The sequence below is a fragment of the Citrobacter freundii complex sp. CFNIH4 genome (assembly GCF_002934505.1).
In the GTDB taxonomy this organism is placed as follows: domain Bacteria; phylum Pseudomonadota; class Gammaproteobacteria; order Enterobacterales; family Enterobacteriaceae; genus Citrobacter; species Citrobacter freundii.
Genome location: NZ_CP026231.1, coordinates 682,449 through 697,746, shown reverse-complemented (window position 1 = coordinate 697,746; position 15,298 = coordinate 682,449). Strand labels below are relative to the sequence as shown.

Below are 15,298 nucleotides of genomic sequence, written 5' to 3'. Positions count from 1 at the left end.
AGGGGGCTTTTTTTGCTTATAGTATTACAGGGGTGGCTGATGCGCGACGCGTATCAGGCCTACAGACTTACCAGCAACGTGGAACAATCAAGGGATTGGGAAACGTAAATACGGAAGGATTAACGATTATATTGCGCTAAGAGTGAAGGGATCTCTTGTGCCTGCACCGGGGGAGAAATGAAAAAGCCTTGAATTTTGTCACAACCAATCTGCATCAACCGGTCCAGTTGGGACTGGGTTTCCACCCCTTCGGCAAGAACTTCGATACCAAAATTATGCGCCAGTGAAATAATACCCTCAACAATCTTTGTCGATCGGGTGTCGGGCTCAATAGCGGTGACAAATTCCTTATCAATTTTTAAGGTATCAAAAGGATATTTCAACAGGTAATTAAGATTAGCATGACCGGTTCCAAAATCATCAAGCGCAAGCTTGACCCCTATCGCCTTTAATTCCGTCATATTTTTAGCCGCAATCTGACTGTCGTACAGCGGTGACGTTTCGGTGACCTCTATTTGGCATCGATGGACCGGCAATCCGGAGGTGGCAAGATTTTGTCTGACGCGTTGGGGTAACAGAGGATCGCAGAATTCAAGCGCGGAAATATTGACGGATAATACAATGGGGTCAGGCCAGGAAGTTGCAACATCCCACGGAGAGTGAGTAACCATATCTTCAATTGAAATAATATTGCCGCTATCTTCCAGTAACGTAATAAAAACATCGGGAGAGATCATACCCATCTGAGGACTATTCCAACGCATTAATGCTTCAAATCCGCTTATACACTGGGCATGTAAATTGAAAATAGGCTGATAAACCATATAAAGTTGACTGGTATTCAAAGCCTTTTCAAGCGCAGTTAGCACCTCATTGGAATTAAACATTCCCCTCTCCCTCTACAAATCATAACATTAAAAACCAGTCAAAATCACTCCCGAATTGTATCTACTATTAGGTGTATTACATCAGAAAAGAATGGTCAGGTTAGGGTAAAAAAGACATACGATGGGTAAATCTGACAATTAACTTATTTAAATCAGAGGTATTGGTCAGGCCAAGCTTGGCGACGACTCTCATCTTATGTGCCTGAATCGTTTTATAGTTCAGGCTAACTAACTCAGAAATTTCTTTGGCTGTATAACCACTTACCAGTAAGTTCAGGATCTGCTGCTCTCTTTCGGTTAATCTTTTCTGCGAACGATACAGTCGGGGGTTCCATTTCCCGACTGATAATGTCGCCAATTGACCAAAATCACGCAATGAAGATTTTTCAGTCAAAACTATTATTTTTTCGACATATAATAACTCTACGCATAATTTCGCCACCAAACTATCAGCAACAATCACCACGACGTTATTATAAAATTTGAATCGGTTTTTATTCAAAAACTGAACAATGTCCGAACACGCATGTTCATTATCGATGATATTAAAAACCATGGTTTGATGCTGGCATAATGATGACTGATGCAACATATCCTCAAACTGGAATGTTTGTATCGGTACATGTTTGCTGGTGAGGTAGGCAAACATACCATTGCCCACAAAATTATCACTGCCACACATCAACATCCTGTTCACCGTTCCTTATAAGCTTCTAATCTTGTTACTCATTAAAAATTTAATAATAATTTTCTCGACTTCAGTTTCTTCACGACGATTTTTAAAATCAAACTCACACGAGATCTGATGACAGGAATACAACTGGTTATCCTCATCAAACTCATTGATCAGGACGACATCGATCACTTTTAAGTCCAGTTGTAAACTGCCAAATGTATCGAAATCCAGAGATGCATTTTTAATCACCGCATCTTTATAAAGAAAACGGGCGTTTACATCTTTAACGATTAACGCACAACCACCCTGCGAGATATTTTTAATCTTGAAAGAGTAGTTTTCTCCATTTTTGTAACGACCAAAACAGAAAAAGTCATACCCCTTCATGAAGGAAAAACGCTGATTTTGTCTCTGCTGGGCAAAGAAAATCAAATCCGGTATGAGGTAGGATAATCCTACTTCTGCACCTGCTGATGGGGTTTGCTCGAATCTGGCACTAAATTTCACAATCCCGCTTTCGCTGTGCAGGATAAAGTATTGGACCTTTTCAGGAACAATGTCTTCGTGCCAGGAAATAACAAACCGCTCGAAATCAACCTTCTCTAACTGCGTGATAACGCTACTGTTTTCACATAACACTTCCAGTTTCGTTTTCTTGTGCAGCTCTTCACGAAGGGTAGCTATGATTTCAAACTTATCTTCCTTTGCTAATCCAAAGCTCATTCTAAAACCCTTATTTCCATATTTAAGATATGTCTCGCGTTTGGTTACTCACAAAACGCGAGATCAGCATCCACCCCTGGTGCTTAATTACCATAGTGGATTCCATGTCGAACAGTTGGTTAAAAATTAAGTTTTTAACTATCTTTAGCCATTTATTGATACGTAAAAACATTTAATCAAAGTTAATTCTAGCTGAAGTCATGCCTAAAACCATGCGAACGTGTTGATTAATTATAACAAAAGTGCATAACAATTTTTTTTAAAGTGTCATTTTGAGATAACAAATAGCAAGAATTGCACAGAAAAAAACAGAGAAAAATGAATGGATTTTGATGGAGGAACTACGCAATATGCGAACTGGTGCGCTATCGAAAGAAGAAAGAAGATGCTTACGTCACTATATTATTAATCAGTAATATAAGTCCGACTGGTTATTGTGGCAAAGCGAATCATTGTATTTCATGTATAACATAAATTTCCCTTAGGGCAGAAAAAAAGGCCAGCGTCCTGCTGGCCCGGTAATTACCGAATCGAACTATAGTGGCTTACTGTCTTGCAGAGGGTACAACGTTAAAAATTCAATACTTTTGCTTAATAATTGATCGGGAAGAATCCGCGATGATCATCACCGCTCCCGCCAACATTAACGTATCTTTTAACACCAACCGTCCAGCGCCTGACAAGTACGGAAATCCGTGGTGTAAATCACCCAGCGGCATCACCCATGCTTCTGGTGTGGTTATTAAAAATGATAAAGTTACAATTGGTGTGGCAAATGCCAGAACGCCGCCAATTAATCCCAGCCAACGGCTAACAGGATTAGCCAGCACCAGCAAAGCGATAAGAACTTCGACTACGCCCAGGCCATTTGAGAACGTATACGTGTTATTCGCCGTCTGCCATTCACGCTCCTGCGGTTTGAATTCACCTTCGTGGGTTAAATGTTGTTTGTATTCTTCTGGATGCTCATAAAAAAATGACATTACCGGACTATTGGCGACAAACGGCGTAATGCTGTCGGCTTCGTAAGGTACAAATTTTAATAACCCAATCCAGATAAAAACAATCGCGATACTCAGGCGAATCAAGGTTAATCCAACCCTATCACCTTTGCCCAATATACGAAGATATTTTTCCATTCCAGCTCTCCTCACTTGTACAAAATTGCCGTTGCGTGAGTGCTGCTATCAATACGCATTGAGGTAATTTTCCAGGAAGTCGCTTTCTTTTCCTGTGCCAGTTTCGCAATGGCATCTTCCACCACGGAAGGAGTGCCAGACACAGCTGATACGCTAACGTGGGCAACCTCGGTTTGCGCTAACACGGAAAATGTCACCGGAGCAGTCAGTAATGCAGTCATTAGTAACGTAGTTTTAAACATGTTCATTTCTATTCCCATTAACAAGTTATTTCAGTGGAAATATAATAAAACATGTCACTTTATTTTATTTCATCCGTAACGCCAAAATAACTGTCAATTAGTATCAGGAAGTATAAAAACAAATAAAAAAGCCCCACACGGGTGGGGCAAATATGTAGACTACGCTATTATTATTTAATGAGAGAAAAGAGATCGTTTAGTGATTCGCTCATGCTTGGATGGGTAAATATTTGGTCACGCAATGTGGTATAAGGTAACCCCGCATCCATAACCGTCTTGATGATATTAATCATTTCATGAGAATCCACGCACAGCAGCGACACACCTAATATTTGTTTCGTTTCGCTATCCACCACCGCTTTAAGTACGCCACGGGTATCATTCATCACCCGCGCACGCGGGATAGCCGCTACCGGCAACGTCACGACCTGCACCGCCGCACCACTGGCACGAGCCTGTTCTTCAGTCATTCCGACGCGGGAAAGCGGCGGCGTCATAAAGACGGAATATGGTACATTTTGACGATCACCCGTGTTACGTACCCCCTCGCCTAGCAGGTTGTCGCGCACAATACGGAAGTCATCCAGCGAGATATAGGTAAATTGTAATCCACCAGTGACATCGCCCATTGCCCATATGTTATCTGCCGAGGTACGTAGATATTTATTTACAATAATGGCACCACGGTCGTTTACATCTACACCCGCATTCTGCAGCTGCAGATTTTCAGTCGCCGGTTTGCGACCCGATGCCACCAGCAGCACATCCACCGTCTGGGTACCTTCCGGCATGTGCAGCTGTACTGCACCATCGTGAGAGGAGACAGACTGCACGTTGGCATTGAGGATCAGCTCAACGCCTTGGTCGCGTAAAATGTTGGCGATAGTGTCAGCAATATCCCGGTCTTCACGAGGCAAAAACTGCGGAGCTGCTTCATAAATAGTGACTTTGCTACCAAAGTTGGCAAACATCGATGCGAATTCAACGCCGATATACCCACCGCCCAAAATGCCCAGACGCTCGGGACGTTGCGTCAAATTCAACAACCCGGTGCTGTCAAATACGCCAGGCGTCGTGGTTAATCCCTCAACGTTCGGAATCGTTGACTGGGCACCAGTATTAATAAAGATTTTCTCGCCGCTCAGTTCAACCTCACCTGTTGGCTGTACGACCCGCACTGTATGGTTATCAATGAATTCAGCACGACCTTCAATCACATCCACGTTTTCCAGATCGGCAAGATTGTGGAAGTTTTTATCGCGCAGAAAACTGATAACGGAGGTCTTGCGCTGCATCGCTGCGGCAAAGTCATGCTGAAGTTCAGCATCGTGTACCAGGGTTTTGGTGGGAATGCAGCCGATATTGATGCATGTCCCACCATACATGGTGTTTGACTGTTCAATAATCGCTACCCGCCAACCCGTTTTGGCCAGTGTTGCCGCCAGCGTTTTACCCGCTTTACCAAATCCGATAACAATCGCCTGATACTGATTCATGCTGTCTCTCCGCCATGTCACTGTTCGTTTGTTGAACTGAATTATAGGTTTAGCGATGCACGAACAATGTATCCATAACGCGCCAATTACTGTCAAATCGTCTAAAAAACCGCTCTTTCCCTTCCACTCAACTTATTGAGAAATTAAACTAATACCATAAAATTATTAATAAAATTATGTGTGATAGCGTTGTTGTCATCTCAATTAGCATTAGCAAAAACTGCCCAGGAGTCTTCATGGACGCACTTAGCCGATTACTTATGCTTAACGACCCGCAGGGCTCGATTGATCAAAACTGCCTGTTGAGCAGGGACTGGCAACTGCCGCATGCGGCGGGTGAACTGTCCGTTATTCGCTGGCATACGGTAACCCAGGGATTCGCTCAACTGGATATGCCTGACGGAACATCTTCCACATTACGCCCTGGAACAATAGTCATTCTGCCGCAAAACTCCGCGCATCGTCTGTGCCAGACAGGGGAAGAACAAACGCATATTGTCTGCGGGAGCCTGCGATTACAGGCATCTTCACGCTATTTTTTAACCGCGCTTCCGGAAGTATTATTACTGGCGCCTGGGGAGAACAGCCCCGTCAGCCATTGGCTGAAGGCCATGATTGCGCTAATGCAGGAGGAATACATCAACGACCTGCCTGGCTCCAGCATCGTTTGCAGCCAGCAATGCGCTACGCTGTTCGCGTTAACCGTTCGCGAGTGGCTCGCCCAGTCGACACCCGCTAAAAATGTGCTGAATTTACTGCTGCACCCCAGGCTTGGATCCGTTGTATTCATGATGCTGGAGTCACCGGCTTTTGCCTGGACCGTCGAAGAACTGGCAAAACGAGCACATATGTCGCGGGCCAGCTTCGCACAGCTATTCCGTGAAGTATCAAACTCCACGCCGCTGGCGGTGTTAACCGCGCTGCGCCTGCAGTTCGCAGCCCAGATGCTATCGCGCGGTACACAGCCGTTAATCGTTATTGCCGAGTCGGTGGGTTACGCCAGCGAATCGTCGTTTCATAAAGTCTTTTTACGGGAATTTGGCTGCACGCCGGGCGAGTACCGCAAACGCGTGAAAGCGTTGACGGTATAACGCAACGCCTGCTTCGGCAGTAAAACCGAGGCAGACGAGCGCTTCAGGGCATTACTTTTGGTGGCGATGCCTGTGCAGCCACATCAGCTTATAAGCGGCCGGAATAATGAACAGAGAGAGCAATGGTGCGGTGATCATGCCGCCAATCATCGGCGCGGCTATGCGGCTCATGACTTCTGAGCCAGCTCCCGTCCCCCACAATATAGGTAACAGACCTGCAATAATCACCGCCACGGTCATCGCTTTCGGGCGCACGCGCAGCACAGCACCGTGATATAACGCTTCATCCAGCTTATCCGCCGTAAAGGTTTGCGGATTTTCCAACGCAGGTTCGGCTTCAATAGCGTGGCGCAAGTACATCAGCATCACCACGCCAAACTCCGCAGCAACACCTGCCAGGGCGATAAATCCGGTTCCGGTTGCAACCGACATATGGAACCCCATCCAGTAAAGGAACCAGATGCCGCCCACCAGCGCAAAAGGCACACTGGTGATAATCAGCAGCGCTTCACCAAAGCGACGGAAGGCCAGATAAAGCAGAACGAAGATTATCATCAGCGTCATCGGCACCATCAGTTTGAGCTTATGACTGGCGCGCTCAAGCAGCTCGAACTGCCCGGAAAACGCCACGCTGGTCCCCGGTTTTAACTGTACGTTTTCAGCGATCGCTTTTTTCAGATCGTTCACCACTGAGACCATGTCACGATCGCGGGCGTCGATGTAAATCCAGCTGGTTGGTCGCGCATCTTCGGTTTTCAGCATCGAAGGCCCCGAAACCACCGTCACATCGGCGACATCCGCCAGCGTGATTTGCTGTTTCATGGGCGTCAGAATGGGCAGATTACGCAGCGCTTCCGGGCTATCACGATAGCTCTGCGCATAGCGAAGGTTAATCGGATAACGTGCAATCCCTTCCACCGTTTCGCCGACCATTGCGCCTCCGACCGCAGAGGTAACAAACAGTTGCACCGCGCCGACGGTCATTCCGTACCGGGCCGCTTTCTCCCGATTAATATCCACATTAATATAGCGCCCCCCGACCAAGCGCTCAGCCAGCGCCGAAGAGACGCCCGGCACGGTTCTGGCCACCTCTTCAATTTGCTCCGCCGTGGCGTCGATATCTGCCAGAACGTTACCTGACACCTTAATGCCAATTGGGCTTTTGATCCCCGTAGAGAGCATGTCGATACGGTTACGAATCGGCGGCACCCACAGATTCGCCAGTCCCGGCAAGCGTACGGTTTTATCCAGCTCGGCAATGATTTTGTCCATCGTCATCCCCGGACGCCACTGGTCCTGCGGCTTCAGTTGGATCGTCGTTTCAACCATTTCCAGCGGTGCGGAGTCTGTTGCGGTTTCTGCCTTACCGGTTTTACCAAACACGCGCGCCACTTCCGGAACGGTCATGATCAGCTTGTCGGTTTTTTGCAGCATGTCCGCTGCCTGCGCCGCTGAGATCCCCGGCAATGTCGAAGGCATATACAGCAGGTCACCTTCGTTAATCTGCGGCAGGAATTCGCCACCGACTTTATTCAGCGGGTAGATAACCGTCAGTATTGAAAGCACCGCCATCAGAATGGTGGTCTTGGGCCAGTGCAATACCTTCAGCAATAGCGGATGGTAAATACGGATCAGGAAACGGTTAAGCGGGTTGCTGCTTTCTGCAGGTATTTTTCCGCGGATCCAGAATCCCATCAGGATCGGAATAACCACGATGGCCAGAAACGCCGCACCTGCCATGGCATACGTTTTGGTGAACGCCAGCGGCCCGAACAGTCGCCCCTCTTGCCCCTCAAGCGTGAAAATAGGGATAAACGACAATGTGATAATCAGCAGGCTGATGAACAATGCCGGGCCGACTTCTACCGAGGCGTCAGTAATGACCTTCCAGCGCGTTGCGTTATCCAGCTTTTCATGCGGATGCTGATGCCCCCACTCTTCCAGCCGCTTATGGGCGTTTTCAATCATCACGATGGCGGCATCGACCATCGCCCCGACGGCAATGGCAATGCCCCCCAGCGACATGATATTGGCGTTCAGCCCCTGGAAATGCATCACGATGAACGCGATACACAGCCCCAGCGGCAGGGAAATAATCGCCACCAGCGCAGAACGCAGATGCCACAGGAACAATGCACACACCAACGCAACAACGATAAACTCTTCCAGCAGCTTGTAGCTCAGGTTATCAATGGCGCGGTCAATGAGCTGACTGCGATCGTATGTTGTAACTATTTCTACGCCTTCCGGCAGGCTACTTTTCAGCGTATCGAGCTTGGCTTTAACCGCGGAGATCACCTCACGCGCATTTTTACCGGACCGCAGAATAACCACCCCGCCCGCCACTTCGCCTTCGCCATTCAGTTCGGCGATCCCACGGCGCATTTCCGGCCCAATCTGTACGCGCGCCACATCGCGCAGGTAAACAGGTACACCGTCGGCCCCTGTTTTCAGGACGATGTTATTGAAATCATCGAGCGTTTGCAGATATCCACTGGCGCGGACCATATATTCCGCTTCAGCCATCTCAACAGATGAGCCGCCCGCTTCCTGATTCGACGTATCCAGCGCCGATTTCACGTCCGCCAGACTGATGCCATATTGCGTCAGCTTCATTGGATCAATAACGACCTGATACTGTTTAACCACGCCGCCTACCGAGGCGACTTCCGCCACGTTGGGAATCGTTTTTAACTCATACTTTAAAAACCAGTCCTGAAGAGAACGTAATTCCGCCAGATCGTGTTTCCCGCTGCGATCCACCAGCGCGTACTCAAATATCCAGCCGACACCCGTGGCGTCCGGTCCCATTTCCGCGCTAACGCCAGCCGGCAATTTTCCCTGAACCTGGTTGAGGTACTCCAGTACGCGCGAGCGCGCCCAGTAAGGATCGGTACCATCTTCGAAAATGACGTACACGTAGGAATCGCCAAACTGCGAGAAACCGCGCACAGTTTTCGCGCCTGGTACCGACAGCATGGTGGTGGTCAGCGGATAGGTCACCTGATTTTCAACAATTTGCGGCGCCTGACCCGGATAGCTGGTTTTGACGATCACCTGAACATCAGAGAGATCGGGCAGCGCATCAACCGGGGTATTGATGATGGTCCAGGTTCCCCAAATACTGAGAAACAGCGCCCCCATCATCACCAGAAAACGGTTTGCCACCGAGCGGCGGATAATCCATTCAATCATTTATCATATCCTCAGTGTGAATGGGTAGCCTGGGCTGGCATGGCGGCTGCGTCTTGCGTCTTACTGTTCTGGGCGCGCATACGGTCCAGTGCGCCAGAGATATTCGCTTCGGAATCAATCAGGAACAGACCGCTGGAAACCACTTTTTCGCCTTCGGTCAGGCCGGAGCGGATAGCCGTCAGCCCTTGAGATTCATGGAATACCGCAACTTGTTTCGGCACAAATCGGCCTTCGTTATCAACGGTGATTACCCGCTGCTCGGTACCCGTATCAATTAGCGCTTTAGACGGGATCAGCAGCATTGGCTCGCTTTGTGTTTTCAGTTGCAGGTAAGCATTCATCCCGGGCTTGAGCGCCTCGTCAGGATTATCGACCTGTAAACGGAGCTGGAGCGTACGCGTGGTAGCATCAACGCTGGGTAAGATACTCCACTTGCTGATGGTGAAAGGCTTATCCGGCCAGGCGGGCACGGTGATGGTAAATTGCGAGGCGTCTTTAATCAGCCAGGCGATAGATTCCGGGACCGACGCGCTGACCCATACCGGGTCCATACCCTGAATTTTCGCGACCACATTGTCTTTGGAAATGTTCATACCCGTACGCAAATCGAATGCGGTGATCACCCCATCAATAGGCGCTTTCAGGGTAAAGCGGGTCTGAATTTTACGCGTCGATTTTAAGCGCTGAATATCCGCTTCAGGCATTCCAGCCAGACGTAATCTTTCCAGAATTCCTTCCACCTGCGTCGCGCTGCCGCCAGTTTCTCGCAGCAATAAATATTCGCTCTGCGCCTCAACCCAATCAGGAATAGTCAGGTCGATCAGCGGCGCGCCTTGTTTAATTTTGTCCCCCACGGTCAGTGGGTAAACCTTCTCGATAAAGCCCGCTGAGCGTGCCTGGACAATAACAAACTGGTATTCGTTATAACTAACGTTGGCCGGAAAAGTTTGCGCGTAGTGCAGTGGTCCACGACGCACTGGCTCTGTTTTCAGCCCCAGGTTCTGGGTCTGTGTAGGATCGATGCGCACGCCTGGTGATGACGCGTTCGCGGTCTCTTCATCGGCATATTTCGGGATCAGATCCATATCCATAAATGGCGATTTACCCGGTTTATCAAAACGCGTGTTTGGGTACATGGGGTCGTACCAAAACAACACTTTTCTGGCTTCTTTTGGCGAAGCCTGCCCGGTTTCAGCCGTTGCTTTTGCGGATGAATAATAAGTATAAATACCGGCAGAAATAACCCCACCGGCAATCATGCCAGCGAGAATAAGCGCGGTATTTTTAATATTTAAAGACGCCATAGTGATTTCCATTGCGCGATAGTCTCACCCGCGTTCGCAAAACCCGGGCAAGAATAAAAGAGACCAACGAGAACGTTATTTACTGATGTGAATATCGCGTAACACAGAGAGATTTCCCTGCTGAACAAACGTAAACGCGACCTTATCGCCTGGCTTAATATCATCAGCCTTCGTATCGGCAACCAGTGTAAAACGCATCGTCATGGCTGGCCAGTTCACCGCAGGGATAGGATCATGCTTGATCGTAATCTTTTTACTTTCCATATCAACAGCTTCAATCACCCCGGTAGCGCTAATGAGTTGTTCCTGTTGAGCCGCTGGCTGCATATTCATCATCTCACCATGCTGATGCTCATTGGCCTGAGCGTTAAACATGATCATAGAGAAAAGACTAAACAGCACAGCTTTGGCGGTAGTATTCATAATTGATGCTCCTGAAAGGTTAATATTAAGGATTACTCCACCCAACCGCCGCCTAAGGCAGCAAACAGCTTAATTTCATTAACCTGTTGGGCGTAATTAAGATCGAGCAGCGATTGCCGCGTAGCGAATAAAGAACGTTCTGCGTCTAATACTTCGATATAGGGAAGGTGCGAATAAGCAGGTCATTTCTTCCCAAGCTGACTCGCTGATTAAAATTTCGCGGATCTGGGCCGATTTTTTTCCCGCAAACACATCGAATCAGCCTATTTAGGCTATTTTTTCCACCATTTCTGGCGTTATTTCCGGTTTTTACTGAGATCTCTCCCACTGACGTATCATTTGGTCCACCCGAAACAGGTTGGCCAGGGTGAATAACATCGCCAGTTGGTTATCGTTTTTCAGCAGCCCCTTGTATCTGGCTTTCACGAAGCCGAACTGCCGCTTGATGATGCGAAACGGGTGCTCCACCTTGGCACGGATGCTGGCTTTCATGTATTCGATGTTGATGGCCGTTTTGTTCTTGCGCGGATGCTGCTTCAAGGTTTTTACCTTGCCGGGACGCTCGGCGATCAGCCAGTCAACATCCACCTCGGCCAGCTCCTCGCGCTGTGGCGCTCCTTGGTAGCCGGCATCGGCTGAGACAAATTGCTCCTCTCCATGAAGCAGATTACCCAGCTGATTGAGGTCATGCTCGTTGGCCGCGGTGGTAACTAGGCTGTGGGTCAGGCCACTCTTGGCATCGACACCAATGTGGGCCTTCATGCCAAAGTGCCACTGATTGCCTTTCTTGGTCTGATGCATCTCCGGATCGCGTTGCTGCTCTTTGTTCTTGGTAGAGCTGGGTGCCTCAATGATGGTGGCATCCACCAAAGTGCCTTGGGTCATCATGACGCCTGCTTCGGCCAGCCAGCGATTGATGGTCTTGAACAATTGACGGGCCAGTTGATGCTGCTCGAGCAGGTGGCGGAAATTCATGATGGTGGTGCGATCCGGCAGGGCGCTATCCAGGGATAATCGGGCAAACAGGCGCATGGAGGCGATTTCGTACAGGGCATCTTCCATGGCACCGTCGCTCAGGTTGTACCAATGCTGCATGCAGTAAATACGCAGCATGGTCTCCAGCGGATAGGGCCGTCGGCCATTGCCCGCCTTGGGATAAAACGGCTCGATGACAGCGGTCATATTCTGCCATGGCAGAATCTGCTCCATGCGGGAGAGGAAAATCTCTTTTCGGGTCTGACGGCGCTTAGTGCTGAATTCACTATCGGCGAAGGTGAGTTGATGGCTCATGATGTCCCTCTGGGATGCGCTCCGGATGAATATGATGATCTCATATCAGGAACTTGTTCGCACCTTCCTTAAGCCATCAGGGGGAGATGGTTGGCGAACGCCTGAAATTACGCGCTCAACAGCAACAACTTAGCCAGCAAATTATTGAGGCCACCGCTGACGTTGCCGAAATGGCGCGAGGCCAGGCCAGCAATGCAGCTACCTCGGCGGGCGCCACGCAGGCAAGCATTTATGATTTAATTGAGAGTCATCAGGGGCAAGCGGCTGAACACGCGTTGGACAGGCTCATCGATATCGATCTGGAATATTATAACCAGATGAATGAGCTGCGCCTGAGCGCGCTACGCGTGCAGCAAATGGTGATGAATCTGGGGAATAACCAGGCGCAGAATAACCTGGCTGCGCTGGAAAGCCAGTTGAATGCCGCCGTCAGAGTGCTTCACCGCCGACAAATACGTATTGAAGATCCAGTGGTGCGCACTCAGGTGGCCGACACCGTCAATACGATTAGCCGTTATATTGAGCTGCTGTCCCTGTATCGCCAGGATAATGACATCACGACCCAATTGCAGATCTTATCGCAGAATAATATCGAACAATTTACCCGTTTCAGTAGCGAAGTCAGCCAGTTGGTGGAAATCATCGGCCAACGCAATCAAAGCGGACTCGCGCATCTCAAACAGGCCAGCCAGCGCGGGCAACACTTGCTGCTGCTGTTAGGTGGCGTGTCATTATGTTTGCTGATTCTTATACTTTGGCGTGTGGTTTATCGCTCAGTCACACGCCCACTGGCACAGCAAACCCAGGCGTTGCAGCGTCTACTTGAGGGGGATATTGACTCCCCCTTTCCGGAAACCGCAGGCGTTCGCGAGCTGGATACCATCGGGCGGTTGATGGATGCCTTTCGCAGTAGCGTTCACGCCCTCAATAACCATCGCAAACATCTGGCCGCACAGGTTAAAGCTCGCACCGCCGAGCTGCATTCTATGGTATCTGAACACCGGCAGGCCCGTGCAGAAGCTGAAAAAGCTAACCAAGCAAAATCGGCGTTTCTTGCCGCCATGAGTCATGAAATACGCACTCCGTTGTATGGTATCCTCGGCACTGCGCAGTTGCTCTCAGACAATCCAGCCCTGGCACAGCATCGGGAAAATCTACGCGCAATCACCGACTCGGGCGAGTCTCTGCTGACCATCCTCAACGATATCCTCGACTATTCCGCCATCGAAGCCGGTGGAAAGAATGTGGCGATAGGCGATGAGCCTTTTGAACCCAAACCCTTGCTGGAAAGTACGCTTCAACTCATGAACAGCCGCGTTAGCGGTCGCCCGGTCGTGCTGGTTGCGGATTTTGCCGATGACGTTCCCGCTTCCCTGCGTGGCGATCCGCGCCGTATCCGGCAAATCATTACTAACTTATTAAACAACGCACTACGCTTTACCGATCGAGGACACATTATCCTGCGTAGTCGGCGTGAAGATCAGGACTGGTATGTTGAGGTTGAGGATACAGGATGCGGAATTGACCCTGCCCGTCAGCACGATATTTTTCAGCCGTTCGTTCAGGTAAGCGGTAAACGCGGAGGAACCGGGCTCGGACTCACCATCAGCGCCAGTCTCGCCAAGGCAATGCAGGGAGAACTAAGCGTTACCAGCACACCCGGCGTCGGGAGTTGTTTTCAGCTGCGTCTGCCATTGCGGGCAACCACGATGCCCGTCATTAAACCCGCACAACGCTCCATATCGTTACAGGGCTTACGCTTATTGCTTATCGAGGATAATCCTCTTACGCAGCGCATCAGCACAGAAATGCTCACTCTCAATGGCGCACAGGTCACCGCTGTCGACTGTGCCGAGGAGGCGTTAAGCCTGTTGCGGGAAGATGCCAGCTTTAATGCTGCTCTGGTTGATTTCGATCTTCCTGATATCGACGGGATCACGCTGGCGCAGCAGTTAGCCCACGACTATCCGGCACTTAACCTGATCGGCTTTAGCGCACACGTCATCGACGAAACGCTTAACCAAAGAACCAGTACCCTGTTTCTCGGCATTATTCAAAAACCGGTTCCCCGGGATGAACTCAGTCGACTTATTACGCATTATCTGCACGCCAACGAGTCTCTCCCGCTTGCATCAGACAATGACAACAAACGGTTAGATTTTCAGCAATTGGCTGGGGATATCCAGGTCATGGGATGGCAAAAGGTGCACGAATGGTTAGCGCTCTTTAAGCAACACGCCCTTCCTTTATTAGATGAAATTGACACGGCGCGAGATTTAAATGAGCGCGAGCAGATAAAACGTCTGGCACATCAGCTCAAAAGCAGCTGCGCCAGCATGGGAATGCGCTCAGCCAGCACGATGTGTGCAGCACTTGAACAGCAGCCGTTGGGTGATTTTTCACTCAGAGAGGAGATCCAACAAAGTCTTTATGAGGTAGAACGTTGGCTGGAAGCAGAAAAACCGTCCCGCGCGTAACGGTGCGTTGAAGCTGAGCATAGGGACTAACTTTGAATGGTACGCCCTGTAGGATTCGAACCTACGACCTACGGCTTAGAAGGCCGTTGCTCTATCCAACTGAGCTAAGGGCGCATTGCGAAGTGATTACTTCATGCAGATGAAACGCGTGAATTATACGGTCAGCGCCTGCTGAGTCAATGCCTTTTATTTCAGTTGCTGGCGAAGTGTACGAATGTTGATTTTTTCTGCTTGTTCAAGGGTATCCAGGAAATCACCTGGTAACAACTCAGCCCACGAAACGCCAGATTTAAGGATACATGTATTTAGAATATTTATGATTTTGCTTAACATTCCCTTACCCCTCCAGTGGTTC

The 15,298-nt window shown here is 49.3% G+C and carries 13 protein-coding genes, 1 tRNA gene and 1 pseudogene; 2 read left to right on the top strand and 13 right to left on the bottom strand.

The genetic code is table 11. The features are described 5' to 3' along the window. Positions 1-119: 119 nt before the first annotated feature. The 6 genes from C2U41_RS03570 to rclA all read right to left on the bottom strand — a co-directional run bounded on the left by C2U41_RS03570 (position 120) and on the right by rclA (position 5,163). Complete coding sequence (locus C2U41_RS03570; RefSeq protein ID WP_032936914.1) at positions 120-887, bottom strand: putative bifunctional diguanylate cyclase/phosphodiesterase; 768 nt, start codon at positions 885-887, stop codon at positions 120-122. Between the two features lie 100 nt (positions 888-987). Continuing rightward, positions 988-1,569 carry a helix-turn-helix domain-containing protein gene (locus C2U41_RS03565; protein ID WP_008319941.1) on the bottom strand — a complete coding sequence of 194 codons (582 nt, stop codon included), beginning with the start codon at positions 1,567-1,569 and terminating at the stop codon, positions 988-990. A 21-nt stretch (positions 1,570-1,590) separates the two neighbouring features. Continuing rightward, positions 1,591-2,286: a flagellar brake protein gene (locus C2U41_RS03560; RefSeq protein WP_003021965.1), complete on the bottom strand. Its 696-nt coding sequence runs from the start codon at positions 2,284-2,286 to the stop codon at positions 1,591-1,593. A 578-nt stretch (positions 2,287-2,864) separates the two neighbouring features. Next, the gene (gene rclC, locus C2U41_RS03555) at positions 2,865-3,425 is read right to left on the bottom strand and encodes a reactive chlorine resistance membrane protein RclC (RefSeq protein ID WP_016149749.1); all 561 of its coding nucleotides are present in this window, start codon (positions 3,423-3,425) and stop codon (positions 2,865-2,867) included. Between the two features lie 11 nt (positions 3,426-3,436). After that, on the bottom strand, positions 3,437-3,667 hold the full coding sequence (gene rclB / locus C2U41_RS03550) for a reactive chlorine resistance periplasmic protein RclB (protein ID WP_003021959.1): 231 nt from the start codon (positions 3,665-3,667) through the stop codon (positions 3,437-3,439). A 170-nt stretch (positions 3,668-3,837) separates the two neighbouring features. Continuing rightward, on the bottom strand, positions 3,838-5,163 hold the full coding sequence (gene rclA, locus C2U41_RS03545; protein ID WP_032936916.1) for a reactive chlorine resistance oxidoreductase RclA: 1,326 nt from the start codon (positions 5,161-5,163) through the stop codon (positions 3,838-3,840). A gap of 236 nt (positions 5,164-5,399) precedes the next feature. On the opposite strand from rclA, the gene rclR reads away from it, so the two are divergent. After that, entirely contained in the window at positions 5,400-6,254 is an 855-nt protein-coding gene (rclR, locus tag C2U41_RS03540; RefSeq protein ID WP_032936918.1) for a reactive chlorine-specific transcriptional regulator RclR, read from the top strand. A 51-nt stretch (positions 6,255-6,305) separates the two neighbouring features. Here rclR and C2U41_RS03535 read toward each other — a convergent pair whose 3' ends face one another. The 5 genes from C2U41_RS03535 to C2U41_RS03520 form a co-directional block, all read right to left on the bottom strand. Next, complete coding sequence (locus C2U41_RS03535) at positions 6,306-9,449, bottom strand: CusA/CzcA family heavy metal efflux RND transporter (protein ID WP_103849058.1); 3,144 nt, start codon at positions 9,447-9,449, stop codon at positions 6,306-6,308. Positions 9,450-9,460: 11 nt separating this feature from the next. Continuing rightward, positions 9,461-10,753 carry an efflux RND transporter periplasmic adaptor subunit gene (locus C2U41_RS03530; RefSeq protein WP_016149748.1) on the bottom strand — a complete coding sequence of 431 codons (1,293 nt, stop codon included), beginning with the start codon at positions 10,751-10,753 and terminating at the stop codon, positions 9,461-9,463. Between the two features lie 75 nt (positions 10,754-10,828). Further along, positions 10,829-11,176 (bottom strand): cation efflux system protein CusF, encoded by a 348-nt coding sequence (gene cusF, locus C2U41_RS03525; RefSeq protein ID WP_016149747.1) that lies wholly within the window; start codon positions 11,174-11,176, stop codon positions 10,829-10,831. A 145-nt stretch (positions 11,177-11,321) separates the two neighbouring features. Then, on the bottom strand, positions 11,322-11,504 hold the full coding sequence (locus C2U41_RS29930) for a hypothetical protein (RefSeq protein ID WP_308457695.1): 183 nt from the start codon (positions 11,502-11,504) through the stop codon (positions 11,322-11,324). After that, positions 11,486-12,466 (bottom strand): IS5-like element ISKpn26 family transposase, encoded by a 981-nt coding sequence (locus tag C2U41_RS03520; protein ID WP_104427091.1) that lies wholly within the window; start codon positions 12,464-12,466, stop codon positions 11,486-11,488. The genes C2U41_RS29930 and C2U41_RS03520 overlap by 19 nt, the downstream gene beginning before the upstream one ends. A gap of 65 nt (positions 12,467-12,531) precedes the next feature. Here C2U41_RS03520 and torS point away from each other — a divergent pair. Next, a pseudogene (gene torS, locus C2U41_RS03515) lies at positions 12,532-14,943 on the top strand (TMAO reductase system sensor histidine kinase/response regulator TorS); the annotation flags it as partial. Positions 14,944-14,980: 37 nt separating this feature from the next. On the opposite strand, the gene C2U41_RS03510 reads toward torS, so the two are convergent. Both C2U41_RS03510 and C2U41_RS29465 read right to left on the bottom strand, forming a co-directional pair. Continuing rightward, positions 14,981-15,057 (bottom strand) — tRNA-Arg (locus tag C2U41_RS03510). Between the two features lie 72 nt (positions 15,058-15,129). Continuing rightward, positions 15,130-15,276 (bottom strand): hypothetical protein, encoded by a 147-nt coding sequence (locus tag C2U41_RS29465; protein ID WP_008319911.1) that lies wholly within the window; start codon positions 15,274-15,276, stop codon positions 15,130-15,132. Between the last annotated feature and the right edge of the window lie 22 nt (positions 15,277-15,298).